Source organism: Allobosea sp. GW821-FHT10B12 (genome assembly GCF_059415545.1).
The window spans coordinates 317755-340705 of record NZ_JBWKNL010000004.1 but is presented as its reverse complement, the minus strand read 5'-3'; the positions used below and the strand labels follow the sequence as shown (position 1 = coordinate 340705).

22 protein-coding genes are annotated in these 22951 nt (G+C 64.5%); 9 read left to right on the top strand and 13 right to left on the bottom strand.

All coding sequences use genetic code 11. The annotated features are described in order from the left end of the window. Positions 1 to 6 precede the first annotated feature (6 nt). Together AC07O0_RS16235 and AC07O0_RS16230 are read left to right on the top strand one after the other, a co-directional pair. Positions 7 to 753 carry an SDR family NAD(P)-dependent oxidoreductase gene (locus AC07O0_RS16235; protein ID WP_494624717.1) on the top strand — a complete coding sequence of 249 codons (747 nt, stop codon included), beginning with the start codon at positions 7 to 9 and terminating at the stop codon, positions 751 to 753. Positions 754 to 822: 69 nt separating this feature from the next. Further along, the gene (locus tag AC07O0_RS16230) at positions 823 to 2082 is read left to right on the top strand and encodes an allantoate amidohydrolase (protein WP_494624716.1); all 1260 of its coding nucleotides are present in this window, start codon (positions 823 to 825) and stop codon (positions 2080 to 2082) included. Between the two features lie 81 nt (positions 2083 to 2163). Here the strand turns inward: AC07O0_RS16230 and msrQ are convergent, their stop codons facing one another. Continuing rightward, positions 2164 to 3051: a protein-methionine-sulfoxide reductase heme-binding subunit MsrQ gene (gene msrQ / locus AC07O0_RS16225; protein ID WP_494624715.1), complete on the bottom strand. Its 888-nt coding sequence runs from the start codon at positions 3049 to 3051 to the stop codon at positions 2164 to 2166. A gap of 127 nt (positions 3052 to 3178) precedes the next feature. On the opposite strand from msrQ, the gene AC07O0_RS16220 reads away from it, so the two are divergent. After that, positions 3179 to 3790, top strand: coding sequence for an HAD family hydrolase (locus tag AC07O0_RS16220; protein WP_494624714.1), 612 nt, complete (start codon positions 3179 to 3181; stop codon positions 3788 to 3790). 92 nt (positions 3791 to 3882) lie between these two features. Here the strand turns inward: AC07O0_RS16220 and AC07O0_RS16215 are convergent, their stop codons facing one another. The 4 genes from AC07O0_RS16215 to AC07O0_RS16200 form a co-directional block, all read right to left on the bottom strand. Next, a complete protein-coding gene (locus AC07O0_RS16215) occupies positions 3883 to 4611 on the bottom strand; it encodes a hypothetical protein (protein WP_494624713.1) in 729 nt (242 codons plus the stop codon). Between the two features lie 490 nt (positions 4612 to 5101). Then, positions 5102 to 5647: a hypothetical protein gene (locus AC07O0_RS16210; RefSeq protein WP_494624712.1), complete on the bottom strand. Its 546-nt coding sequence runs from the start codon at positions 5645 to 5647 to the stop codon at positions 5102 to 5104. A 271-nt stretch (positions 5648 to 5918) separates the two neighbouring features. After that, positions 5919 to 7724 carry a translation elongation factor 4 gene (lepA, locus tag AC07O0_RS16205; RefSeq protein ID WP_494624711.1) on the bottom strand — a complete coding sequence of 602 codons (1806 nt, stop codon included), beginning with the start codon at positions 7722 to 7724 and terminating at the stop codon, positions 5919 to 5921. Between the two features lie 61 nt (positions 7725 to 7785). Beyond that, positions 7786 to 8553: a YiiX/YebB-like N1pC/P60 family cysteine hydrolase gene (locus tag AC07O0_RS16200; RefSeq protein WP_454029139.1), complete on the bottom strand. Its 768-nt coding sequence runs from the start codon at positions 8551 to 8553 to the stop codon at positions 7786 to 7788. A 240-nt stretch (positions 8554 to 8793) separates the two neighbouring features. Between AC07O0_RS16200 and AC07O0_RS16195 the strand changes: the two genes are divergently transcribed. Together AC07O0_RS16195 and AC07O0_RS16190 are read left to right on the top strand one after the other, a co-directional pair. Further along, positions 8794 to 9339, top strand: a complete 546-nt coding sequence (locus AC07O0_RS16195) for a GNAT family N-acetyltransferase (protein WP_494624710.1) — start codon at positions 8794 to 8796, stop codon at positions 9337 to 9339. A 53-nt stretch (positions 9340 to 9392) separates the two neighbouring features. Further along, a complete protein-coding gene (locus AC07O0_RS16190; protein ID WP_494624709.1) occupies positions 9393 to 10490 on the top strand; it encodes a helix-turn-helix transcriptional regulator in 1098 nt (365 codons plus the stop codon). Between the two features lie 37 nt (positions 10491 to 10527). On the opposite strand, the gene AC07O0_RS16185 is transcribed toward AC07O0_RS16190, so the two are convergent. Continuing rightward, a complete protein-coding gene (locus AC07O0_RS16185) occupies positions 10528 to 10971 on the bottom strand; it encodes a MarR family winged helix-turn-helix transcriptional regulator (RefSeq protein ID WP_494624708.1) in 444 nt (147 codons plus the stop codon). Positions 10972 to 11055: 84 nt separating this feature from the next. Between AC07O0_RS16185 and AC07O0_RS16180 the strand changes: the two genes are divergently transcribed. Continuing rightward, on the top strand, positions 11056 to 11559 hold the full coding sequence (locus tag AC07O0_RS16180; RefSeq protein ID WP_494624707.1) for an anthrone oxygenase family protein: 504 nt from the start codon (positions 11056 to 11058) through the stop codon (positions 11557 to 11559). On the opposite strand, the gene AC07O0_RS16175 is transcribed toward AC07O0_RS16180, so the two are convergent. From AC07O0_RS16175 to fdxA, 3 genes are all read right to left on the bottom strand, one after another. Continuing rightward, positions 11538 to 11780, bottom strand: a complete 243-nt coding sequence (locus AC07O0_RS16175) for a DUF3297 family protein (protein WP_494624706.1) — start codon at positions 11778 to 11780, stop codon at positions 11538 to 11540. The genes AC07O0_RS16180 and AC07O0_RS16175 overlap by 22 nt on opposite strands. 197 nt (positions 11781 to 11977) lie before the next feature. Beyond that, positions 11978 to 12751 carry a ferredoxin--NADP reductase gene (locus AC07O0_RS16170; RefSeq protein WP_494624705.1) on the bottom strand — a complete coding sequence of 258 codons (774 nt, stop codon included), beginning with the start codon at positions 12749 to 12751 and terminating at the stop codon, positions 11978 to 11980. A 60-nt stretch (positions 12752 to 12811) separates the two neighbouring features. Next, positions 12812 to 13141 carry a ferredoxin FdxA gene (fdxA, locus tag AC07O0_RS16165; RefSeq protein WP_091835349.1) on the bottom strand — a complete coding sequence of 110 codons (330 nt, stop codon included), beginning with the start codon at positions 13139 to 13141 and terminating at the stop codon, positions 12812 to 12814. A gap of 152 nt (positions 13142 to 13293) precedes the next feature. Between fdxA and AC07O0_RS16160 the strand changes: the two genes are divergently transcribed. The 3 genes from AC07O0_RS16160 (at position 13294) to AC07O0_RS16150 (ending at position 18749) form a co-directional block, all read left to right on the top strand. Next, a complete protein-coding gene (locus AC07O0_RS16160; RefSeq protein ID WP_494624704.1) occupies positions 13294 to 14490 on the top strand; it encodes an amidohydrolase family protein in 1197 nt (398 codons plus the stop codon). A 246-nt stretch (positions 14491 to 14736) separates the two neighbouring features. Beyond that, positions 14737 to 15228 carry a (2Fe-2S)-binding protein gene (locus AC07O0_RS16155; protein WP_494624703.1) on the top strand — a complete coding sequence of 164 codons (492 nt, stop codon included), beginning with the start codon at positions 14737 to 14739 and terminating at the stop codon, positions 15226 to 15228. Continuing rightward, a complete protein-coding gene (locus AC07O0_RS16150; protein ID WP_494624702.1) occupies positions 15225 to 18749 on the top strand; it encodes a molybdopterin cofactor-binding domain-containing protein in 3525 nt (1174 codons plus the stop codon). Before AC07O0_RS16155 ends, AC07O0_RS16150 begins: the two co-directional genes overlap by 4 nt. 136 nt (positions 18750 to 18885) lie before the next feature. Here the strand turns inward: AC07O0_RS16150 and AC07O0_RS16145 are convergent, their stop codons facing one another. The 4 genes from AC07O0_RS16145 to AC07O0_RS16130 all read right to left on the bottom strand — a co-directional run bounded on the left by AC07O0_RS16145 (position 18886) and on the right by AC07O0_RS16130 (position 22635). Continuing rightward, positions 18886 to 19470, bottom strand: a complete 585-nt coding sequence (locus AC07O0_RS16145; RefSeq protein ID WP_494624701.1) for an amino acid synthesis family protein — start codon at positions 19468 to 19470, stop codon at positions 18886 to 18888. After that, positions 19467 to 20051, bottom strand: coding sequence for an amino acid synthesis family protein (locus AC07O0_RS16140; protein ID WP_494624700.1), 585 nt, complete (start codon positions 20049 to 20051; stop codon positions 19467 to 19469). The genes AC07O0_RS16145 and AC07O0_RS16140 overlap by 4 nt, the downstream gene beginning before the upstream one ends. Further along, on the bottom strand, positions 20044 to 20931 hold the full coding sequence (locus tag AC07O0_RS16135; RefSeq protein ID WP_494624699.1) for a UPF0280 family protein: 888 nt from the start codon (positions 20929 to 20931) through the stop codon (positions 20044 to 20046). Before AC07O0_RS16135 ends, AC07O0_RS16140 begins: the two co-directional genes overlap by 8 nt. A 219-nt stretch (positions 20932 to 21150) precedes the next feature. Continuing rightward, positions 21151 to 22635 carry a 6-hydroxynicotinate reductase gene (locus tag AC07O0_RS16130; RefSeq protein ID WP_494624698.1) on the bottom strand — a complete coding sequence of 495 codons (1485 nt, stop codon included), beginning with the start codon at positions 22633 to 22635 and terminating at the stop codon, positions 21151 to 21153. Positions 22636 to 22951 lie beyond the last annotated feature (316 nt).

Sequence of the window (22951 nt, the reverse complement as noted above, 5' to 3'; positions counted from 1 at the left end):
GTTTCAATGAACCAAATCGATTTAAAGGGCCGCGTCGCCATCGTCACCGGCGGTGCGCAGGGGATCGGCCGCGCCGTTGCCGAGCGTCTTGCCGCCAGCGGCGCCAAGGTCGCGATCTGGGACCTCGACGGCAAGCTCGCCAACGAGGCGGCCGCCGCGATCGGCCCGGCCGCGAGCGGGCTCGCCATCGACGTGACCGATGCCAGGGCGGTCAATGCGGCCGCTGCCGAGCTGGAGCAGCGCCATGGCAGCGTCGACATCCTCGTCACCAGCGCCGGCATCGCCGGGCCGAACCTGAAGACCTGGGAATATCCCCTCGACGAATGGGCGAAGATCATGCGCCTCAATGTCGACGGCACGCTGCATTGCTGCCAGGCGGTGATCCCCGGCATGATCAAGCGCAATTACGGGCGGCTCGTGCTGGTCGCCTCGATCGCCGGCAAGGAGGGCAACCCGAACGCCTCGGCCTATTCGGCCTCGAAGGCGGCGGTGATCGCGCTGACCAAATCGCTCGGCAAGGAGCTGGCGCAGCAGGACATCGCGGTGAACTGCATCACCCCCGCTGCCGCCCGCACCCGCATCTTCGACCAGATGAGCGAGGAGCATATCGGCTACATGCTGGCCAAGATCCCGCGCGGCCGCTTCCTGCAGCCCGACGAGGTCGCCTCGATGGTCGCCTTCCTGGCCTCGGCCGAGAACAGCTTCACCACCGGCGCGGTCTTCGACCTGTCCGGCGGGCGCGCGACCTACTGACAGCCAAATCGATCCGATTACACTAAAGCGGGCTGGCCATGCCCATGGCCGGCCCGCTAGGTTGATCCCATGACCACGACCCTGCCTTCTCCTGCCGTCCTCGGCGCCCGCGCCTTCGCCGCCCTCGCCGGCCTCAACCGGTTCAGCGACGAGCCGGGCAAGCTGACGCGGCTCTATCTCTCGCCCTCGCACCGGCAGGGGGCGGAATACGTCAAGGGCGCGATGGAAGTGTCGGGGCTGACCGCCTTCATCGATGCCGCCGGCTCGGTGCAGGGCCGGCGCGAGGGCGCCAGCCCCGGCCTGCCGGCAGTGCTGATCGGCTCGCATATCGATACGGTCCGCGATGGCGGCCGCTTCGACGGCAATCTCGGCGTCGTCGCCGGCATCCTGGCGGCGCAAGCGATCCGCGACGCCGGCATCACCTTGCCTTTCGCACTCGAGGTCATCGCCTTCGGCGACGAGGAGACGGTGCGTTTCCCGACCTCGCTCTCGACCTCTTCGGCGCTGATCGGCCATTACGACCCGGCCTGGCTCGATTCGCGCGACGCCGACGGCGTCGCCCTGCGCGATGCGCTCATCGCCTTTGGCGGCGACCCGGCAGGTATCGCGGCGCTCGCCCGCAAGCCCGGCTCGGTCAAGGCTTATCTCGAAGTCCATATCGAGCAGGGCCCGGTGCTCGAGGTCGAGAACGAGGCGGTCGGCATCGTTACCACGATCAATGCCCAGAGCCGTGCTGCCGTGCGCGTCACCGGCGAGGCCGGCCATGCCGGCACCGTGCCGATGCCTCTGCGCAAGGACGCACTCACCGCCGCCGCCGAAATGGCGCTGGCGCTGGAGGAGATCGCCGGTGCGCATGACCAGGCGGTCGGTACGGTCGGAGTGTTCCGGCCCGACCCCGGGGCGACCAACGTCGTGCCCGGCGCGGTCGATTTCACCATCGATTATCGCGCTCCTCAAGGCGAGACGGTCGCCAGCATGGAGCGCGCGATCCAGCAGCGCTTCGGCGAGATCGCCACCCGGCGCGGCGTCGGCCTGACCATCACGCCCTATTCGCGCGAGGATGCGACGCCGATGGCGGCCGAGCTGCAGGAGGCGCTCGCCACCGGCATCGCCCGCACCGGCTCCAATCTCTCGGCACGGCGGCTGCCTTCCGGCGCCGGCCACGATGCCATGGCGATGGCGCGGCTCTGCCCCTCGGCCATGCTGTTCGTGCGCTGCGAGAAGGGCATCAGCCATTCGCCGCTGGAGAACATGACCGAGCTCGATGCCGGCATCGCCATCCGCGTGCTGATCGAGACCATCCTGGAACTGGCGCGGCGCGAGGGCTGACAGAGCGTCATTCTCGGGCGCAGCGAAGCGCAGACCCGAGAATCTCAAGACCAGTTGGTACTGGTTTACGAGATGCTCGGGTCAAGCCCGAGCATGACGGCGCATTCCTTCCGGCCTTGCGGCCGGCTTGCGGAAGAGATGCAGCGCGGCGAGCACGAGCCCGACAGCTGCGACCCAATGACCGGGACGCAGCGCCGTCCAGTCCTGGTAGACGACGATGTCGGCATTGGCCTGGAAGATCAGCCAGGCCGAGGCGCCGGTGGCGAAGGCATACCAGGCCGTCTCCGCCAGCGCGGTGGCGAGGCCGGTCGCCAAGGCGGCCAGCGCCAGCGAGGTGAAGCTCAAGGAAATGCCGAGGCGATTGAGACCGCGATAGGCCATCAGCAGCGCGAACAGGCCGGTCAGCAGCACCGGCTGGGTGACGTCGATCTTCGACTGCAGCGCGAAATGGAACAGACCGAGACAGGCGATCGGGTAGACGAGGTTGTGCAGGCGCTGCCAGCGCCCCGAGCCGAGCCGGCGGATCATGCCGTCGGTCGAGGTGATGCCGAGCACGACGAGGCCGATGAGCGCGGTGATGCCGACGACGAGATAGAAGCGCTTGACGATCTCGGAGAGGATCAGGCCCCAGTCGAAGGCGAGATCGATGCAGTAAAGTGTGAGATGGCCGAGCGCGTAGGCCATGGCCGAGAGGCCGAGCATGCGGCGGATGCCGATCAGCTTGTTCCAGTCGAGGATGCGACGCAGCGGCGTCACCGCGAGGGTGATGACGAGGATGCGCAGGGCCCAGGTGCCGGTATCGTGCACGGCTTGCGTCCACGGTTTCGAGCCGAGCTGATGGCTCCAGGCCTGCCAGGCAAGAATCAGCGCGGGGACGAGCACGAGCACGAAGCAGCCGGCGCGCAGGGCGGAGAAGCGCCCCTGCCGGTCACTCCACGGCCAGTAGCTGCCTGTTGCTGCGAAAGCCATTCGTCACCTTGATTGTCGATGCCTAACGCGAATACGCCAGAATCGGTGTGAAGGTTACGCAGGTCCGCACACAAGGACGTGAGTCGCGCCGACCTCGTCGCCGCAAACGCAGTGGAGAATCTTGCCTATGCCTGAAAATCGCAAGGTCGTGTTCGATGTCGGCAATGTCCTGCTGCGCTGGGATCCGTTCCATCTCTATCGCGACCTGATCCCGGACGACGCCAAGCGCGACTGGTTCCTCAGGAATGTCTGCACCGCCGCCTGGAACATCGAGCAGGATCGCGGCCGGCCCTGGTCGGAAGCCGTCGCGCTGCTGATCGCAGAGCACCCCGAATGGGAAGCTGAGATCAAGGCTTTCGACGAGCGCTGGCACGAGACGGTACCTTCGACGATCGAAGACAGTGTCGCTGTACTCGCCGATCTCAAGGCGAAGGGCGAGGAGGTCTATGCCATCACCAATTTCTCGCGCGAGAAATGGGCGGAGTGCCTGATCCGCTTTCCCTTCCTGCAAAGCTTCGACGGCGTCATCGTCTCGGCTCATGAGCGGCTGCTCAAGCCCGATCCGGCGATCTACAATGTGCTGCTGGAGCGCTACGGGCTGAGCGCCGGCGAGTGCATCTTCGTCGACGACAGCGCCAAAAATATCGACGCCGCCCGCTCGGTCGGCATGCAGGCGGTCCATTTCGTCGAGCCGATCGATCTGAGGGCGCAGCTGCGCAGGTTGGGGGCGAGGATTTAGCGGCACAAACTGTTTATTTGTGCCAGCTTGTTCGGGCTCAAGTACGAAACGGACAGCTGCGGCCTTATAAGTTGCGAAATGTATATTTAGTGTTAATCCAGAGCTTCTTTAAGCTCTTGCCAGTATTTTTCTAGTTTCAAATCAAAATAAATTCCACTTAGTAGTCGTTTCCTTGCAAATGGCCTAGTCACTCGGAATGGTAAGTCCGATCTTTCATTGATTATTCGTCTCATCTCAAGCCTAGACAGCCAAAGTTGGCTAACAGATTCTGAGTTTATAAAGCTATACTCTACATCTTTCGGAAGCTTGATGGCTGCCTGCTTTGCAACATCACGTTGGTTTGATATAAAACTACACAAAATAAGATGGTATCGTAACCAACTTGGATCGGTGCTCAAAATGATCGAATTCTCTAAGTATGCCGCCATATCTTTGTCATTTTCAAAACTTACGGTGGCATCCAAAGAGTTAATGTAAAGAGCTTGCTTGCAGTATAAATCAGGCAAATAAGCAGATACAAGATAGTTAGTTTTATACTCAACAATTCCGTCAAGAAGATGTTTAACTAAACGGCGCGATGAGTGAATTAGATTAATAATTTCGTCTCGCGATTTTTTTTCTTCTTCGTAACTTGATAATATCATATCGTTGTGTGCAAACAAGTACTTAACTAGTAAATCGATCAAGGTTTGCTTTTTAGAGCTGCTTTTGACGAAATTCACTATCGAAATTTCATTTGATTTGTTCAAATTTAAACCAAAGACCTTTATTGCTTCTTCATACTTAGTTTTTGCTTTCGAAATATTTTCGTAACCGCCCATGCGGTGATATATTCTAGCAATGTATCGCTTCGGCTCGTACCGAAGAGGGAAGTGCAACTCGACTTCCTTGCACAAGGCTAGGCCATTTGGAAATTGCCCAACGTCATCCAAAGTACTTGACAGCTGACACGGTGAAACTTGTGTTAAAAAAAAACATCTGCTACCCTGAACATTGCGCCCTTTGGGTTAAGCATCAAAACAATAATCAGCACCGCGAAGCCCCCCGTGCCCCTAATTATTAGTCTCTCGTGTTGTCTTTGTCTAAAGTACTCTATTTTACCTGACAATTCGTATGTAACGATACCTGCGCTAACAGCGATTAAAACGTTGGCGAGCCAGAAAAACATATCAATGAAGGGGCCAGAGGACGCTTGTCCTGTCCAGGCTCCAACAATAAATAAAATTAGCAATAGCGCAAATGAAATCCATGCGCAAATCAATGACACACGATTCATGGTGTATCTGCCTCTTTACGCTTTAAAAGCTTCAATTAGCGAATTACGCCTTCACGGATATGTTCAATTGTAACCTCTGATTCAATTGCCGGATTCTCTCCGTTCCAAAACAAAATGCCTCGTGCAATCGCATGTTCCATCGCAGCGATCTGAAATTCATCTTGAGAAAGTTCAGTTAGGTCTTGCGGACGTGAATCAGGCGGCGGAATAACGACAATGTTTTTAGGTACAAAATCGGAAGTAAGGTAGGTTGCGCTCTTAGGCGTTTTGCCAAAAGTAATGACTAGGTCTTTTTTCGAATCGAACGTACGTTTTTTATTAATGAAATCGGAATCGGATAGCCGAATTACATTAAAATTCGCGTGGTGTAAGATTGCTCCATATTGGAATTTTATCCTTTTTAAAGCAATTTTAGCAAAATTTTCATCTCTCATCTCTGAAGATATAATTTCTATGTTATATTCTCCATGTGGCAACCCGACCGTAATAATGCATTTTACAAGGCCGCCGCCTGCGACAGCGGAGGTTAGATTTAAAAAAGCAATAAATCCGAGGGTAATGAGAGCCAGAAAGACCTGCATTTATCCCTCCCTATAACTCATATTAGACCGTGGAGTTGGCGCGCCTCAATATGTCGTATCTTGAACGCGATTGTAGACGAAACTCGGTGTCCAGCAAGATTGAATCGTCAGGGCGCGAAAATAGCGAAATGGCTTTTATCGTGACATGTCATCTCTTGCTAAAAAGTATATGTTACCTATATTCGCCCTTAGATTTAAGGTGCGCCCAATAATTTGGCAAAAAATGCATGCGCCTGAGTAGTTTAATTTACAAAAAATAACAGTATATACCTCACGAATCCATCTTCAGCGCGGCGATGAAGGCTTCCTGCGGAATCTCGACGCGGCCGAACTGCCGCATCTTCTTCTTGCCTTCCTTCTGCTTGTCCAGGAGCTTGCGCTTGCGCGAGGCGTCGCCGCCATAGCACTTGGCGGTCACATCCTTGCGCAGGGCCCGGATCGTCTCGCGGGCGATGATCTTGCCCCCGATCGCCGCCTGCACCGGAATCTGGAACATATGCGGCGGGATCAGCTCCTTGAGCTTCTCGCACATCGCCCGGCCGCGCGCGTCGGCGCGCGAGCGGTGGACCAGCATGGAGAGTGCGTCGACCGGCTCGGCATTGACCAGGATCGACATGCGCACGAGGTCGCCCTCGCGGTAGTCGGTGATGTTGTAGTCGAAGGAGGCATAGCCCTTCGAGATCGACTTCAGCCGGTCGTAGAAGTCGAACACCACCTCGTTCAGCGGCAGATCGTAGACGACCTTGGCGCGCGAGCCGACATAGTTGAGGTCGATCTGCAGGCCACGCCGGTCCTGGCAGAGCTTCAGCACCGAGCCGAGATACTCGTCCGGGGTGAAGATCGTGGCGCGGATCCACGGCTCCTCGATGAACTCGATCTTCATCACGTCCGGCATGTCGGCCGGGTTGTGCAGTTCGAGCGTCGTGCCGTCGCGCAGCTTGAGGTGATAGACGACCGAAGGCGCGGTCGAGATCAGGTTGAGGTTGAACTCGCGCTCGAGCCGCTCCTGGATGATCTCGAGATGCAGCAGCCCGAGGAAGCCGCAGCGGAAGCCGAAGCCGAGCGCCGCCGAGGTCTCCATCTCATAGGAGAAGCTGGCGTCGTTCAGGCGCAGCCGCGACATGGCGCTCCGCAGCACCTCGAAATCGGCTGCGTCGACCGGGAAGATGCCGCAGAACACCACCGGCTGCACCGGCTTGAAGCCCGGCAGCGGCTCGGCGATCGGCTTCTTGTCGTCGGTGATGGTGTCGCCAACGGCGGTGTCGGCGACTTCCTTGATCGAGGCGGTGAAGAAGCCGACCTCGCCAGGGCCGAGTTCCTTCACTTCGAGCATTTTTGGCTTGAACACGCCGACGCGGTCGACGCCATAGCTGGCGTTGGCGCGCATCATCCGGATGGTCATGCCCTTCTTCAGCACGCCGTCGATGATGCGCACGAGCACGACGACGCCGAGATAGGCGTCGTACCAGGAGTCGACCAGCAGGGCCTTGAGCGGGGCTTCGAGGTCGCCTTTGGGCGCCGGCAGTTTCTTGACGATGGCTTCGAGCACGCCCTCGATGTTGAGGCCGGTCTTGGCCGAGATCGGCACGGCCTCGGAAGCGTCGAGCCCGATCACATCCTCGATCTGCTGCTTGATCCGCTCGGGCTCGGCCGCCGGCAGGTCGATCTTGTTGAGGACCGTGACGATCTCGTGATTGGCGTCGAGCGCCTGGTAGACATTGGCGAGCGTCTGCGCCTCGACGCCCTGCGAGGCGTCGACGACGAGCAGCGAACCCTCGCAGGCCGCCAACGAGCGCGAGACCTCATAGGCGAAGTCGACGTGCCCGGGCGTGTCCATCAGGTTGAGAATGTAGGTCTTCCCATCCTCGGCCAGGTAGTCCAGCCGGACGGTCTGCGCCTTGATGGTGATGCCGCGCTCCTTCTCGATATCCATCGAGTCGAGGATCTGCTCGCTCATGTCGCGCGCCGCGACCGTACCGGTCTGCTGGATCAGCCGGTCGGCAAGCGTCGACTTGCCGTGGTCGATATGCGCCACGATCGAGAAATTGCGGATGTTGTCGAAACTGCGGGTGCTCATGCGCGCGCCATAGCAGTGCGCGCCCCTTGCGCCAAGGGTGTGGGGCAGATCGAGTGCCGCTTCACTCTGCCGCGAGCAGGCGTTCCTGCGCCCAGTTCAGCGCCTTGTAGTCGAAGCCGGCCTCCAATGTCGGCTTCACCACGGAAAAATAGGGCGAGATGTCGAAGTCACGCGGCATGTAGAGCGAATGGTGCCGGATATGCAGGATTTCCTGGAAATCCTCCTCGCCCATCGCCTGAGCGTATTCGACCGTCGGCAGGACGGGGTAGCGCGCCGCCTCGAAGGCCTGCGCGATCAGGGTCGAGCAGATCGCCCGCGTCGGGTCGCCGGAGCCAAGCGCGATCATGCGCCGGCGGAAACCGGCCGGCGCCCAGGGAATCGGGACGAGCCAGCGCGCCAGGTCGAGAATGTTCTTGAGGTCGTACTGGGTTCCGAGCCGGTCGAGCACATAGTCGACCGCAATCTGGCGGCCCTCGCGGTCAAGCGCCTGCGGCCGGCAGATCCGGGTGCCGAAGGCGCCGTATTTCGACAGCGGCGAGAGCACGCAGCCGACATCCATCTCGACTTCGGCCAGCACCAGCGGCTCACCCTCAGGGCTGAACCGGCCGGTCTCGCCGACATAGAGCGCTGCGTGCGACCAGGTCGACTGCGTCAGGTACTTGATCGCCGCCGAGACCTTCATGTGGCCTTCGACCAGCAGCACGTCGCCGGGTCTCAGTGCCGCCTCAAGCCTCGCAAGGGCCTTGCGATCGACCGGCCCGCTTTGCGGCTTGCCGCGCGTGATGAAGCGGACCACCGACCGGCCGACATATTCCAGCCCTCTGTTCATCGACGCCTCCCCTTGCGCCGGCGCCGTTTCCGGCGTCTTCCGGCTCCAGCAAAACGCGAGCCCGTGACTTTTTCGGAAATCACCTGCCGGATTTGCGCTGGCGAGACCGGAATTCGCCGAACGTCGTAAAATCCAGGTTGACGGCGGGTCGCAGCGACCTTGTTCCTGACGATCCACTATGTTGGAATTAATCTTGCATAGTAGACTGCGCCGCCGGCTGGCGGTGCGAGGAGACAGATCATGACGAGGCCGGACAGCGTGACCATCGAACAGCTCGACGGGGATGGGGCGCGGGCAGCGATACCCGGGCTGACGGAGATCCTGCGCGATTCCGTGGCGAACGGCGCCTCGGTCGGCTTCATGGACTGGAACACATCAGCCGAATTCGAGAGCTTCTGGCGCGGCATCGCGGCGGAGGTCGCCGCCGGGCGCATCCATCTCTTCGTCGCGCGCGACGAGAGCGGCATCGTCGGCACGGCGCAGCTCCACCCGGTCGGCAAGCCGAATCAGCCGCACCGCGCCGAGATCGCCAAGGTGCTGGTGCATTCGCGCGCTCGTCGCCGCGGCATCGGCGAGGCGCTGATGCGGGCGGCGGAGGCGGCGGCGCTGGCACTCGGGCGCGATCTCCTGGTGCTCGACACCGATGAGGCCGGCGCGGCGCGCCGCCTCTACAACCGGCTGGGCTGGACGGAGGTCGGCACGATCCCGCGCTATGCGCTGATGCCGGACGGGCGCGATTGCGGCTCGACTTTCTTCTACAAGGCACTTTCCCAATTAACATGCTAGCTCTGGTTGCGTATCTCTAGCTCTGGTTGCAACTCTGCAGAAAGGAGACTGGTTTGCCATTCGGCGATGGATTCGAGGCGCTGATCGACGGGCTCTACGAGGCTGCCGTCATTCCGGAGCGCTGGCAGGGTTGGCTTGCCGGGCTGGCGCAGGATAGCGGCGCGACCGCCGCATTGTGCTCGCGGATCAGCGAGACGCGGGTCTCGATCATCAGCACGAGCGCCGCCTTCCAGGAGATGTGGGACGAGATCTGGCTCACCCAGGGCGGAGCGCAGAACGAGCGGACCAAACGGGCCATCGCCTTCCGGCACGCCGGCTTCGTCACCGATGGCGACGTCTTCGCGCCCGGTGAGGCCGAGGCGCTGCCGCTCTACCGCGACTTCCTGATCCCGCGGGGCTACGGCTCCGGCGCCGCCACCGCAATCGCCATCCCCTCGGGCGACTTCGCGATGCTCAATGTCGAGAAGCCCTATGCGGAAGGCCCGTTCCCCCGGGCGATCGTCGACGCGCTCGACCGCGTCCGGCCCCATCTTGCCCGCTCTGCCCTGATCGCCAACCACCTGGAGGTCGAGCGCGCACGCAGCGCGGCCGCAGCGCTGGAACTCATGAAGCTGGCAGCGGCCGTCCTCGGCAAGGGCGGTCGAATCCTCGCCGCCAACAGCCTGCTGACGCGGCTGATGCCGTCAGCCGTCGAGGACCTTCCGTCACGGCTGAAGCTCACCGACGCAGGCGCCGATGCGCTTTTCGTGACCGCGCTGGAGGCGCTTGGCCGCGGCGGGAACATGGCTGCGGTCCGCTCGATCCCGATGCGGGCGCGTGGCGAGCTGCCGCCGATCATCTTCCATCTGGTGCCGGTCAAGGGCGCGGCCCATGACCTGTTCACCCAGGCGAGTGCGATCCTCGTCGCGACGCCGCTGGTGCAGGCCGCGGCTCTCTCCCCCGATCTTGTCGCCGGCCTGTTCGACCTTACCCCGTCGGAAGCGCGCCTCGCTGCGCTGATCGCCGGTGGTCATCCGCCGCGTGAGGCGGCGGCCGCGCTCGGCTGGACGGAGGGGACGGCCCGCTCCACGCTCAGGCAGGTGTTCGCCAAGACGGGCGTGACCCGGCAGGCCGAGCTGGTCGGGCTGCTGCGCGGCGCCGTGCCGAACTGAGGCCGGACGGTCGTTCCGATCCTGGCAGACCAAACCGCTAGCCGAGCTCGGCGCTGCGCGAGAGCGCATCGACGATGCGGCGCAGGCCTGACAGCAGCGCCTCGCGCTCGCCCTCGGAAAAGCCGGCCAAAGCGCGCGCATTGACACCCTTGGCGGCGGCAAGCGCCGGCTCCTGCAGGGCTCGCGCCCGCCCCGTGAGCTGGATACGGCGGGCGCGGGCATCGGCCTGGTCGGGGCGACGCTCGATCAACCCGTCGCGCTCCATCCGGGCCAGCGTCGCCGCCATGGTCGCTTGCTCGACATCGAGCCGCCCGACCAGGTCCTTCTGGGTCAGCCCATCCTCGCGCCAGAGCTCGAGCAGCACCATGAACTGCGCCGGAGCGAGGCCGAGCGGGCGCACCGCCTCGGCGAGCTCGCGCGCGAACAGGCGGGCGACATGATTGGCGAGATAGCCGGCGGAACTGGTCTTGAAGCTGGTCATGCAGGGCCCGATCCGGCGAGATTGCAATCGGACAGCATGCTATGCAATAATAGATAGCATGCTGTTCATTTTGAGGAGACGGCCATGCCTGACTCAATCCTCGATGCGACCATGGAGCGAAGCGGCGTTTCCGTCACGGGTCTTGTCGCGCTGATCCTGGCGACTTTGTTCGCCGGTGCTGCGATCTACATTCTCGCCGCCGAGCAGCCGGCGCGGCTCGCGCTCACGGACGCGCCACTGCTGCGGCACTGGCAGGAGAGCTATCCGCGTGCGGCGCGGATGCAGGCCGGGCTCGCGGTGCTCGCGAGCCTTGCTGGCGCATTCGCCTTCTGGCGGGCGCGGAACCCGCTCTGGCTCGTCGGCGCGGCATTGATGCTCGCCAACCTGCCGTTCACGCTGACCGTGATCGCGCCGGTGAACAACGCGCTGTTGGCGCTCGGCGCCGAGCAGGCGGGAGCGGCGAGCCGGGCGCTGATCGAACGTTGGGGATCGCTCCACGCCGTGCGCGCCGGGCTGTCAGTGCTGGCGGTCGCCGCTTTCGCGCTGGCGATCGCCCGCGGCACGCCTCACTCGGCGTTGCGGAAATAGGGCTCGACCGTGCCCTTGAGCTTCACCGTCATCGGGTTGCCATGGCGGTCCTTGGCATTGCCGGCGGTGAGGCGGACCCAGCCCTCGCTGATGCAGTATTCCTCGACATTGGTCTTCTCGACGCCCTTGAAGCGGACGCCGATGTCCTTCGCCAGCAGCTCTTCGTTGTAGAAGGGGCTGTTGGGGTTGGAAGAGAGGCGGTCGGGGAGGGTGTCGGCCATGGCGCTACTCGTCGGTTGCGGTGATTTGCCGGACAGGTAGCAGGCCATGGCGCGTTCGGCAAAATGCGCCGCACGCCGTCATGCTCGCCCTTGTGGCGAGCATCCACGTCTTGAACACCACATGCGATCAAGGAAGCGAAGACGTGGATGGTCGGGACAAGCCCGACCATGACGGAAAATGCGATGGCAGAAGCGTCTCAGCGCTCGGCGAAGGCCTTCTCGATGACGTAGTCGCCGGCCTCGCCGTGATTGCCTTCCTCGAGGCCACGCTCCTCGAAGATCTGCTTGAGGTCGACCAGCATCTGCGGGCTGCCGCAGAGCATGAAGCGGTCGCTGGCAGGGTCGAACGGCCCCAGGCCGGTATCGCTGAAGAGCTGGCCGGAGGTGATCAGGTCGGTGATGCGGCCGCGATTCCGGAACGGCTCGCGCGTCACGGTCGGGTAGTAGATCAGCTGCTCGCGGATCATCTCGCCCAGGAACTCGTCGTTCGGCAGTTCCTGCTGGATGCGCTCGCCATAGGCCAGCTCGGAGACCTGGCGGCAGCCGTGCATGAGCACGACCTTCTCGTAGCGCTCATAGGTCTCGGGGTCGCGGATCAGCGACAGGAAGGGGGCAAGGCCCGTGCCGGTGCCGAGCAGGAACAGGCGCTTGCCGTCCTTGAGGTTGTCGAGCACCAGCGTGCCCGTCGCCTTCTTGCCGATGATGATCGGGTCGCCGACCTGCAGGTTCTGCAGGCGCGAGGTCAGCGGGCCGTCCGGCACCTTGATCGAGAAGAACTCGAGGTTCTCGTCGTAATTGGTGCTGGCGACGCTGTAGGCGCGCAGCAGCGGCTTCTCTCCGACCTTGAGCCCGATCATCGTGAACTGGCCGTTCTTGAAGCGGAAGGTCGTGTCGCGGGTCGTCGTGAAGCTGAAGAGCGTATCGGTCCAGTGATGGACGGAGAGGACGCGCTCCTCGTAGAAATTGCTCATCTCGTCGATCCTTAGATAGTCTAGCGATTTAGCAGATTATCGGATGCAGGCCACCCAATATCACATTGCCGGACGTTCGGAAAGCAGGTCGATCTTGTCCGGTATTCCCTTCCAGTCGTCGGCATCCGCCGGCGGCTCGCTCTTCTGGGTGATGTTCGGCCAGAGCGGCGCCAGCCTCGCGTTCAACGCCAGCCACTGCTCGGCCCCGTCGGCGCTGTCGGCAACGATCGCCTCGGCCGGGCATTCCGGCTCGCAGACGCCGCAGTCGATGCATTCGTCCGGGTGGATGACGAGCATGTTCTCGCCCTCGTAGAAGCAGTCGACCGGACAGACCTCGACGCAATCCATGTACTTGCAACGGATGCAGGCGCTGGTGACGGCGTAAGGCATGCGCGATCCTTGCTGCTTGACAGCCGGGTCCGGACGGGGCAGAAATTCATTCGTATACAAACAATATCTCGCATCCCGCCACGCTTGTCAATCGGGCTTGTGGCAATGAGGATGGCGGCGGATTTCTGGTAACGGACGACAGGGCGGATACGATGGCTGAACAGCAGGCGACGACGGTCAGCAGCACCCACAAGCTGGTGGTGAAGAATATCGGCCTGATGCTTTCCGGCGATATCGAGCGTCCCATCCTCGAAGCCGATACGCTCGTCGCCATCGGCGGCCGGATCGCCGCGGTCGGCCGCTTCAAGGATCTCGATACAGAAGGGGCCGACACCGTCATCGATGCCCACGGCACGGTGCTCTCGCCCGGGCTGATCGACAGCCATGTCCACCCCGTCGCCGGCGACTGGACGCCACGCCAGAACCAGCTCGGCTGGATCGATTCGACCATGCATGGCGGCGTCACCACCATGATCTCAGCCGGCGAGGTCCACACGCCCGGCCGACCCAAGGACATCGTCGGCCTCAAGGCGATGGCGATCTACGCCCAGCGCGCCTTCACCGCCTTCCGCCCCGGCGGCGTCAAGATCCATGCCGGCGCGCCGGTGATCGAGCCCGGCATGGTCGAGCAGGACTTCAAGGATCTGGCCGACGCCGGCGTGAGGCTGCTCGGCGAGGTCGGGCTCGGCGGCGTCAAGGACGGTGCGCGGGCGAAGGAGATGGTCGCCTGGGCCCGCAAATACGGCATCCAGTCGACCATCCACACCGGCGGCCCCTCGATCCCCGGTTCGGGGCTGATCGGCGCCGATGTCGTGCTGGAGGCAGATACCGACGTGGTCGGCCATATCAATGGCGGCCATACCGCACTGCCGGACAAGGAGATCCGCTGCATCTGCGAGGGCTGCAAGCGCGGCCTCGAACTGGTGCACAACGGCAATGAGCGCGCCGCGCTCTATACGCTGCGCGTCGCCCGCGAGATGGGCGAATTGCAGCGCGTCATTCTCGGCACCGACGGGCCGGCCGGCTCGGGCGTGCAGCCGCTTGGCATCGTCCGCATGGTTTCGATGCTGTCCTCGCTTGGCGATATCCCGGCCGAGGTCGCCTTCTGCTTCGCCACCGGCAACACCGCCCGCATGCGCAGCCTCGATTGCGGGCTGATCGAGGTCGGTCGCGCCGCCGATTTCGTCTTCATGGACAAGGCCCAGCATTCCGCCGGCAAGACCTTCCTCGACTCGATCCAGCTCGGCGACCTGCCCGGCATCGGCATGATCGTGATCGACGGCATCGTCCGCAGTGGCATCAGCCGCAACACCCCGCCGGCGGAGAAGATTCCGTCGGTCGGCCACTGAGCGGCAGTTCCCCGCACCTCCCCGTCATGGTCGGGCTTGTCCCGACCATCCACGTCTTCCCTCACCAGACGCGGTTCAAGACGTGGATGCTCGCCACAAGGGCGAGCATGACGGCAGTATGCTTCAGTGTGGAAATCCCGCTTGCAGCTGACTTCGATTTGTCATTATTCTCATTCGTATACGAACGATCTCGGTGGCCGTGACGATCAGGACGATCAGGCGCGCCTCGCCCCGCCTGGGCGAGCCATGAGGACGACGAAGCGCTTCACGCTTCGCGTCAACGGTGCGAGCCATGAGGTTATGGGCGAGCCCCAGACGCCGCTGCTGTTCTTCCTGCGCAACGATCTCTGCCTCAACAGCCCGAAATTCGGCTGCGGCCTCGGCGAATGCGGCGCCTGCACCGTGCTGGTCGACGGCCAGGCGGCGCGCGCCTGCGCCCTGCCGGTCAGGCTGGCAGAGGGAGGAGAGATCGTCACGCTCGAAGGTCTCGGCAGCGTCGAGGCTCCGCACCCGATCCAGCAGGCCTTCATCGACGCGCAGGCTGCCCAGTGCGGCTACTGCATCTCCGGCATGGTGATGACCGCGAAGGCCTTCCTCGACGTGCAGCCCGATCCGAGCGAGGCCGAGGTGCGCGAGGCGCTGCGCCATAATCTCTGTCGTTGCGGCACCCATGTCGAGATCGTCAGGGCGGTGCTGCTCGCTGTCGAACGCGGCCGACAGGATACGGCGGCGCCATGAGCGATCCCCTCTCCCGCAAGCTGCTGCTGAAGCGCGCCGGCGTGATCGGCGTTGTGGCGCCGCGCAAGGGCGCAGCCGCGGACGCCGCGCCAGAGGACGGGCTCGATCTGCATGTCTGCCTGACGGCGGAAGGCCGCGTCTTCGCCTTCAACGGCCATGTCGATCTCGGCACCGGCATCCGCACCGCGCTCGCCCAGATGGTGGCGGAAGAGCTCGATTTTCCCTTCGAAGCGGTCGAGATGGTGCTCGGCGACACCGCCGAGACGCCCGATCAGGGGCCGACCATCGCCAGCGAGACGATCCAGGTCACCTCGGTCGCGATGCGGATCGCGGCGACGCAGATCCGCGCGAGATTGATCACGCTCGCTGCTGCGGCGCTCAGCTGCGGCGAGGACGAGATCGCGCTCAGCGACGGTGTGATCTCGCGCAAGGGCGAGACCGCGCCTGCCATCGCCCTCGACACAGTGCTCGCCAATGAGCGCATCCTGCTGCCTCTCGCGGAGAGCGCCAAGTTCAAGCAGGTCGATCAGCACAAGCTCGTCGGCCGTTCGGTCGCCCGCGTCGACATCCCCGCCAAGGTCACCGGCAGCTTCACTTACGTCCACGATGTCCGCGTTGCCGGCATGCTGCATGGCCGGGTGGTGCGCCCGCCCTATGCCGGCATGGATGCCGGCGATTTCGTCGGCCGGAGCCTGATCGCCGTCGACCGCGACTCGATCGCCGACGTGCCCGGCATCCGCGCCCTCGTGGTCGAGGGCGACTTCATCGGCATCGTTGCCGAGCGCGAGGAATGGGCGGCGGAAGCCGCGCTCAAGCTCAAGACACAATGGCGCGAGTTCACGCCGCCCGACCTCTCCGATCTCGGCCAGGCGCTGCGCGCCCACCCCTCGACACCACGTCTCCTCGCCGAGGAGGGCGATGTCGACACGGCGCTGGCGAGCCTCGAGACCCGGCTCGATCGCACCTATGTCTGGCCCTACCACATGCACGGCTCGATCGGCCCGTCCTGCGCCGTCGCCGATGTGCGCGAAGACGGGATCACCGTCTGGACCGGCAGCCAGAATCCCTATCCGCTGCAGAACGATCTTGCAGTGCTCACCGGCCTGCCGAAGGAGCGGATCGACATCATCCGCTTCGAGGCGGCCGGCTGCTATGGCCGCAACTGCGCCGACGACGTCGTCGCCGACGCGGTGCTGCTGTCGCGGGCGGTCGGCGCGCCAGTCCGGGTCCAGCTCACCCGCGAGCAGGAGCATCTCTGGGAGCCGAAGGGCGCGGCCCAGCTGATCGACATCAAGGGCGGGCTCGGGCCGGGCGGCTCGCTCAAGGCCTATGATTTCCACACCTGGTACCCGTCCAATGCCGCGCCGACCCTGGCGCTGCTGCTGACCGGGTGCATCCCGAACCAGCCGGCAACGCTGAGGATGGGTGATCGCACCGCGCTGCCGTCCTACAATTACGAAAACATGCGGCTGACGGCCTATGACATGCCGCCGATCGTCCGCGCGTCCTGGCTGCGCGGCGTCTCGGCCATGCCGAACGTCTTCGCCCATGAGAGCTATATCGACGAGCTCGCGCATGAGGCCGGCGTCGATCCTGTCGAATTCCGCCTGCGCCACATCAATGACGAGCGCGCCGCCGAATTGACGCGTGCCACCGCCGAGCGGGCGAACTGGCAGCCGCATGTGGGCCCGCGCGTGGAGCAGGACGGCGAGATGCTGCGCGGGCGCGGCTTCGCCCAGGCGCGCTATGTCCACGGTAGCTGGCCGGGCGTCGGCGCCGCCTGGGCGGCCTGGGTCGCCGACGTCGCGGTCAACCGGATGACCGGCGAAGTGACCGTCAGCCGCGTCACCGTCGGCCAGGACACCGGCATGATGGTCAATCCCGCCGGGGTGACGCACCAGATCCACGGCAACGTCCTGCAATCGACCAGCCGGGTGCTGCGCGAGGAAGTGACATTCTCGCAGACCACCGCCGTCGCCAGCCGCGACTGGGGCTCCTATCCGGTGCTGACCTTCCCGGAACTGCCGGCGATCGACGTCATGCTGATGGATCGCCAGCATCTGCCGCCGATGGGCGCCGGCGAGTCGGCTTCCGTCCCGAGCGCAGCGGCGATCGTCAACGCCGTCTATGATGCGACCGGCGTGCGCTTCCGCGAATTGCCGCTGACGCCGGAGCGCGTGCTCGCCGGTCTCAACGGCACACCACTATTGAAGCCGCCACCGCGCGAGCCGGCAAAACGCCTGCCCTGGTGGAGCAAGCTCGGCGCCGCCGTTGCGGGCGCCGCCACCTTTGCCGCGGTTTCGCTCGCCTTCGCGCCGTCGATCGCGCCGATCGCCCGGCCCGATCCGTCGACCTGGTCGGCGGCGACGATCGAGCGCGGCCGCCAGCTCGCGGCGCTCGGCGCCTGCGCCACCTGCCACACCGGCAAGGATGGCGTGCCCTATGCCGGCGGGCTCGCTCTGCCGACGCCGTTCGGCACGGTGCTGACCACCAACATCACGCCCGATGTCGAGACCGGCATCGGCACCTGGTCCTATGCCGCCTTCGAGCGGGCGATGCGCGCCGGCCTGCACCGCGACGGCCGCCAGCTCTACCCGGCCTTTCCTTATCCGAGCTTTGCCAAGGCGAGCGAGGCCGACCTGCAGGCGCTCTACGCCTTCCTGATGTCGCAGCCGGCGGTGCGGCAGGAGAATGAGCCGAGCCGGCTGACCTTCCCGTTCAACCTGCGCCCGCTGCTGGCCGGCTGGAACCTGCTGTTCAACCGGGGCGGCGAGCTGAAGCCTGATCCGGTGCGCTCGGCGGAATGGAATCGTGGGCGCTATCTCGTCGATGGGCTCGGCCATTGCGGGGCCTGCCACACCCCGCGCAATGCGCTCGGCGCCGAGAAGGGCGGCAGCGCCTATCTCGCCGGCGGCGAGGCGGAAGGCTGGGAGGCACCGGCGCTGACGAAGCTTTCGGCCGGCCCTATCCCGTGGAGCGAGGCGCAGCTCTACACCTATCTGAAGACCGGCACCTCGCAGCATCACGGTGCCGCCGCCGGCCCGATGGCGCCAGTCATCGCTGAGCTCAGGGAATTGCCGGATGCCGATATCCGGGCGATGGCGACCTATCTGGCTTCGCTGAGCGAGCCTCTGCCCGAGGCCGAGGCTGCGGGTCGTGCCATGCAGATCGAGGCGATGACGGCTTCCGCGGCGAGCCCTGCGACCTCGCCGGTCTCACGCCTCTATGAGGGCGCCTGCGCCGCCTGCCACGAGACCGGCCGCGCCGCGCCGCTCGTCAATGCCGGGCCCGCGCTCGGCCTGTCCTCGAAGCTGCACGCGGCGACCCCGGCCAATCTCGTCAACATGCTGCTCGAAGGCGGCCAGCACGGCATCGGCTCGATGCCCTCCTTCGCCACCGCGCTCGACGACCGGCAGCTGGTGGAGCTGGCGGCCTATCTGCGCGGACGCTTCGCGCCCGGGAAGCCGGCCTGGGAGGGGATCGAGGCGGCGGTGGCGCGGGCGCGGAAGGCCGGACGCTAACCTCTCGGCGTCATGGTCGGGCTTGTGCCGACCATCCACGTCTTCCTTGGTGAAATGCTCTGACCAAGACGTGGATGCTCGCCACAAGGGCGAGCATGACGTGGAGGTTCAAGCTCAAATCTGAACTGCGGCTTGCTTACCGCAGTCCGTCCTCGCCCTTGGCCTCGGCATGGGTGAGCCCGCCGACGCGCGGCAAGGGCCGGCCGCCACTGGTCAGTGCCACCGCGACGACGATCTCGCCGGCGCGCGGCGCGTCGGGAATGCGGACTTCCATGCCGTCGAAATGGCTGCGGACATAGGCCGCCGCCTTGTGGCCGAGCGGCACGTCGAGGACGACGCCGAGCGCGCCGCGCTTCTTCGAGGACGGGATCAGCGCCGGCGCCTTGCCCAGGAGCTTGCGCAGCGGCGCGCCGAGCTTGGGATGCAGGATCGCGGCGGCATGCTCCAGCTCGCCGTCCTCGCCGACGGCGGCAGCCTTGCCATAGCCCTGTACCGCCTCGCCCTCGATGCCGAGCGCTGCCAGCGCGTGGCGGCCGAGCAGGTCGCCGAGCTCCTCGCCGATATCGATCAGCTCGGAGAGGTCGTCCTGATAGGTGCCGGCGAAGGGATTGGCGATCACGGCAACCGCCGCCGCGCGCTTGATCGGCGGCGAAACGGGACGGCCGAGCTCGCTATGGGTCTCGTCGAGGATCGTGACGATCTTGCGAACCTTAGCTTTCATCGCAGGCCGTCCTCGCCCTTGATCTCGCTCGCCTTGAGGCCGCCGACGCGGGCATGGATGCGCGGCCCGGTGGTCATCACCAGCGCGAACAGCAATTCATCGGCCTTGGGCGCATCGGTGATGCCGATCTCGAAGGAATCGAAATGGCTGCGAACATAGGATGCGTTGACATGGGTGACCGGGATATCGAGGCGTGTGCCGGGCCCGCCGACCTTCTTGGTCGAGGGCACGATCGCCTTGGCGTCGCCGAGCAGTTCGCGCATGGCGTAGCCGCCTGGCACATGCCAGAGCGCGCCATGCTCGAGTTCGCCGGCGGCGCCGACGATGGCGCCTTTGCCATAGCCCTGGATCGCCCCGGCGTCGCCGCCCATCGCCGCGAGCAGGCGCTGTGCCATGGCGAGGCCGAAGGGTTTCAGATCATCCATGAAGCCCTGGATGTCCTCGACATAACGGCCGGCATAGGGGTTGGCGATCACCGCCAGCGCCGCACCGCGCTTCAGCGGCACGGAGGCGGCCGGGCCGCCCTCATGAAAGATCTCCTCGACGGTCACGGCGTATTTTCGCACGGCGATCTCAGGCACGGGCCAGTCTCCTCTCAGGCTTTTCTTGAACGATCATAGGCGTGGCGAGCGCGCGGCTCACGCCCTGAAGATGCATGGCGGCCGAGACGATCAGGCCTGCTGTCCGCAGGTTCTCTGCCTCGGCGAGGCCGGCCGCGAGCGCGGTTTCGATCTCGTCGACGGAAAGCGGTCCGACGTTGCGGGTCACCGGACTCTCGCCGAGATCGCTGTCGCTCTGGATGGAACTCGCTGGCAGGCGCTCGACCGCGGGATGACCGGGCAGGTCGATCGCATTGGCGATCACGGTCGCGGCGGCGTCGGCCATGGCGGCGGTCGGCGCCAGCACCGTCACCGCCTCGGCAATCCCGAGCGAAAAGCTGCGGCCGGGATAGCCTGACGTCGCGATGCCGGCGACGCCGTCCTCCGACCGAATCGTCGCGGTGGCGAAGAATTCCGGCCGATCGGGCCGCTTCACCAGCCCGATGCGGAACTGCTCGCCGGGAGCGAGATGCAGGGCGATGTCGCCGCCGTTGTTGACATAGGCGCGCTGCAGCGGCGCGGCCTGGCACATCACCCCGAGGATTTCCTGCGCCACCGAGCCGGCGACCGCAGCCATCGGCGTGATGAAGCTGGTCTCAGAGAAGGGGCTGACCGCCGCATGCATGCGCCGGGCGACCGGCCCGAGCGGCAGCGGGCTCGTCCGGCTCACCGCCGTGCGCAGCAGCTGCAACTCGTCGCAGAGCTCGGCGAGCAGGCCGTCGAAGCGGAGGATAGCCGCCTCATGCGCGGCCTTGACCGCGCCCGGCTCGCCGACAGCCTCGATGACGAGATCGATCGGCCCCTGCTGCAGGAGCAGGCGCCGGCCATCCGGCATGATACGCGCGGAAGGCTTCTCCCACATCGCTAAGCCCCATTACTCGGGCGCGGAACCACGACAAGCTCTCTCTCCCGCTTGCGGGGGAGAGATGGAGAGGGGGCCTGCCACCCTCGACGATCGATCCGCGCATCATGGGAAAGGGCTCGGCCTCGAAAAGCCCCCTCCCAACCCTCCCCCGCAAGCGGAAGAGGGCTCCCGCGCCCCCTGGGCAGCGTCGAACGGATGGGACAGGCCAACATCGCCCTACCCCAGCGAGCGGCGCGGCTGCTCCGGCGCCAGCGGCCAGGGATTGTCCGGGCGCTGCGGCAGGCGCAGGCGGCTGCCGCCCTTGAGCGAGGCGAGCGGCTGGATTGCGTCCATATGGCCGCCAAGCGCCTCGTAATCGGTCAGGCTCATGGTGAATTCGAGCGGCGCGACCAGCGCCGGCGTCGGCACATAGCCGAAGGCGTTCTCGGGCAGGCGGGTGACGTCGACCATGAAGGTGATGCCGCCGCCCGGCCAGATATACACAGGCGCGCCGCCGCAGGTGACATAGGTCAGCGCGTCCTTGACCGAGCGCGTCAGGCGGACCGGATTCTCGGTGACGCCGGCGCGCAGCGAGCCGCCGGCGCCGCCGATGAAGAGCACGGTCGAGAGCGCCGGCTCGCAATTCTCGGCGATGCGCTCGACCGGCTCGACCAGCGGCTGCGGCATCTGCATCTCGACCGGAACGAGGTTCTCGTCGAGCTCGTAATAGGCGGCGTGCTCGCCGGTGGTCGAGACCATCAGCAGGCGCAGGCCGGGATAGGCGACCTTGGGATCGAAGGGTCCGAGAATGGTCAGGGGATCGCTGATATTGGTGCCGCCCCAGCCGGTGCCGGGCTGGGCCACCTGGAAATAGCGGCCGGGCGTCGAGCGCCGGCCCTTCATCTTGATGCCAGTGCCGGCCATGCCGAGCAGCTTGCCGGCCTGGTGCTCGGAGAGCACGCCGGTGATGTGGTCGTCGACGACGACGACCTCGTCGACCTTGCCATGCCATTGCTTGGCGAAGATGCCGATCGTCGCCGAGCCGCAGCCGACGCGCATCCGGCTCTCCTGGATGCCGTTGACGATCGGCGGCTTGCCGGCCTGGACGATCACGGTCTCGCCGTCGTCGATGGTGAGCTCGACCGCCTTGCCATTGCTGAGCTGGAGCAGCGCGTCGCAGGTGACGCGGCCCTCCTTCTTCGAGCCGCCGGTGAGATGGTGGACGCCGCCGAGCGAGAGCATCTGCGAGCCGTATTCGCCGGTGGTGACGTGGCCGATCGCCTCGCCCTCGACGCGCACTGTCGCCTGCTCCGGGCCGAGGAAGCGGTCGGTGTCGATCTTCACCTTGACGCCGCAATAGCTGAAGATGCCCTCGGTCACGACGGTGACCATGTCGACGCCGTCGACCTGCGACGAGACGATGAACGGGGCCGGCTTGTAGTCGGGGTAGGTGGTGCCGGCGCCGATCGCGGTGATGAAGGTGCCCTGCTGGTGGACGATCTCGCCGTCCCACTCACGGCTACCGGCGAAGGGAACGACCTCGCCGCCATGTTCCAGCGTGCGCTCGAGCACGATATGCGGCTCCATCCGGACCAGCTCGCCCTCGACATTGCCGTAGCGATCGCAGGCGCCGACGGCGCCCGGCTTGATGAAGCACATCACCGGGCAGGCATCGCAGCGGATCTTGTCGTCCGCGACCGGGCTCGCTTCGTCCAGCGCCATGCTTGATCCTCCCGCAAAGCGGGTCTTAAGAATTTTGTTTGTGTACAAACGATACTGGCGCGCCTCTTAGACCAAGTCAAGACAGCGGCGAGACGCGGGACGGCCGCCTATTCTACGCCCAATCGCGAGATTGGCCCACGGCCTCAGCCGTCATGGCCGAGCTCGCGATGGTTCGTCGCGGAAAAGGAGAAGCGGCCACTCAATCTTGCATACAAGATTATTTATGGCGCTTCTGAGCCGGATATATACCCAGCGGAGATGACCTCCATATGACGCGATTGACGGTTGCAAGCACGGCTTCAATGGCGCATTGACA

Bases quoted from the DNA above. Each gene is read 5' to 3' on its own strand.
- AC07O0_RS16235 (WP_494624717.1), top strand. From the start codon at position 7: ATGAACCAAATCGATTTAAAGGGCCGCGTCGCCATCGTCACCGGCGGT.
- AC07O0_RS16230 (WP_494624716.1), top strand. From the start codon at position 823: ATGACCACGACCCTGCCTTCTCCTGCCGTCCTCGGCGCCCGCGCCTTC.
- msrQ (WP_494624715.1), bottom strand. From the start codon at position 3,051: ATGGCTTTCGCAGCAACAGGCAGCTACTGGCCGTGGAGTGACCGGCAG.
- AC07O0_RS16220 (WP_494624714.1), top strand. From the start codon at position 3,179: ATGCCTGAAAATCGCAAGGTCGTGTTCGATGTCGGCAATGTCCTGCTG.
- AC07O0_RS16215 (WP_494624713.1), bottom strand. From the start codon at position 4,611: ATGGGCGGTTACGAAAATATTTCGAAAGCAAAAACTAAGTATGAAGAA.
- AC07O0_RS16210 (WP_494624712.1), bottom strand. From the start codon at position 5,647: ATGCAGGTCTTTCTGGCTCTCATTACCCTCGGATTTATTGCTTTTTTA.
- lepA (WP_494624711.1), bottom strand. From the start codon at position 7,724: ATGAGCACCCGCAGTTTCGACAACATCCGCAATTTCTCGATCGTGGCG.
- AC07O0_RS16200 (WP_454029139.1), bottom strand. From the start codon at position 8,553: ATGAACAGAGGGCTGGAATATGTCGGCCGGTCGGTGGTCCGCTTCATC.
- AC07O0_RS16195 (WP_494624710.1), top strand. From the start codon at position 8,794: ATGACGAGGCCGGACAGCGTGACCATCGAACAGCTCGACGGGGATGGG.
- AC07O0_RS16185 (WP_494624708.1), bottom strand. From the start codon at position 10,971: ATGACCAGCTTCAAGACCAGTTCCGCCGGCTATCTCGCCAATCATGTC.
- AC07O0_RS16180 (WP_494624707.1), top strand. From the start codon at position 11,056: ATGCCTGACTCAATCCTCGATGCGACCATGGAGCGAAGCGGCGTTTCC.
- AC07O0_RS16175 (WP_494624706.1), bottom strand. From the start codon at position 11,780: ATGGCCGACACCCTCCCCGACCGCCTCTCTTCCAACCCCAACAGCCCC.
- AC07O0_RS16170 (WP_494624705.1), bottom strand. From the start codon at position 12,751: ATGAGCAATTTCTACGAGGAGCGCGTCCTCTCCGTCCATCACTGGACC.
- fdxA (WP_091835349.1), bottom strand. From the start codon at position 13,141: ATGCCTTACGCCGTCACCAGCGCCTGCATCCGTTGCAAGTACATGGAT.
- AC07O0_RS16160 (WP_494624704.1), top strand. From the start codon at position 13,294: ATGGCTGAACAGCAGGCGACGACGGTCAGCAGCACCCACAAGCTGGTG.
- AC07O0_RS16155 (WP_494624703.1), top strand. From the start codon at position 14,737: ATGAGGACGACGAAGCGCTTCACGCTTCGCGTCAACGGTGCGAGCCAT.
- AC07O0_RS16150 (WP_494624702.1), top strand. From the start codon at position 15,225: ATGAGCGATCCCCTCTCCCGCAAGCTGCTGCTGAAGCGCGCCGGCGTG.
- AC07O0_RS16145 (WP_494624701.1), bottom strand. From the start codon at position 19,470: ATGAAAGCTAAGGTTCGCAAGATCGTCACGATCCTCGACGAGACCCAT.
- AC07O0_RS16135 (WP_494624699.1), bottom strand. From the start codon at position 20,931: ATGTGGGAGAAGCCTTCCGCGCGTATCATGCCGGATGGCCGGCGCCTG.
- AC07O0_RS16130 (WP_494624698.1), bottom strand. From the start codon at position 22,635: ATGGCGCTGGACGAAGCGAGCCCGGTCGCGGACGACAAGATCCGCTGC.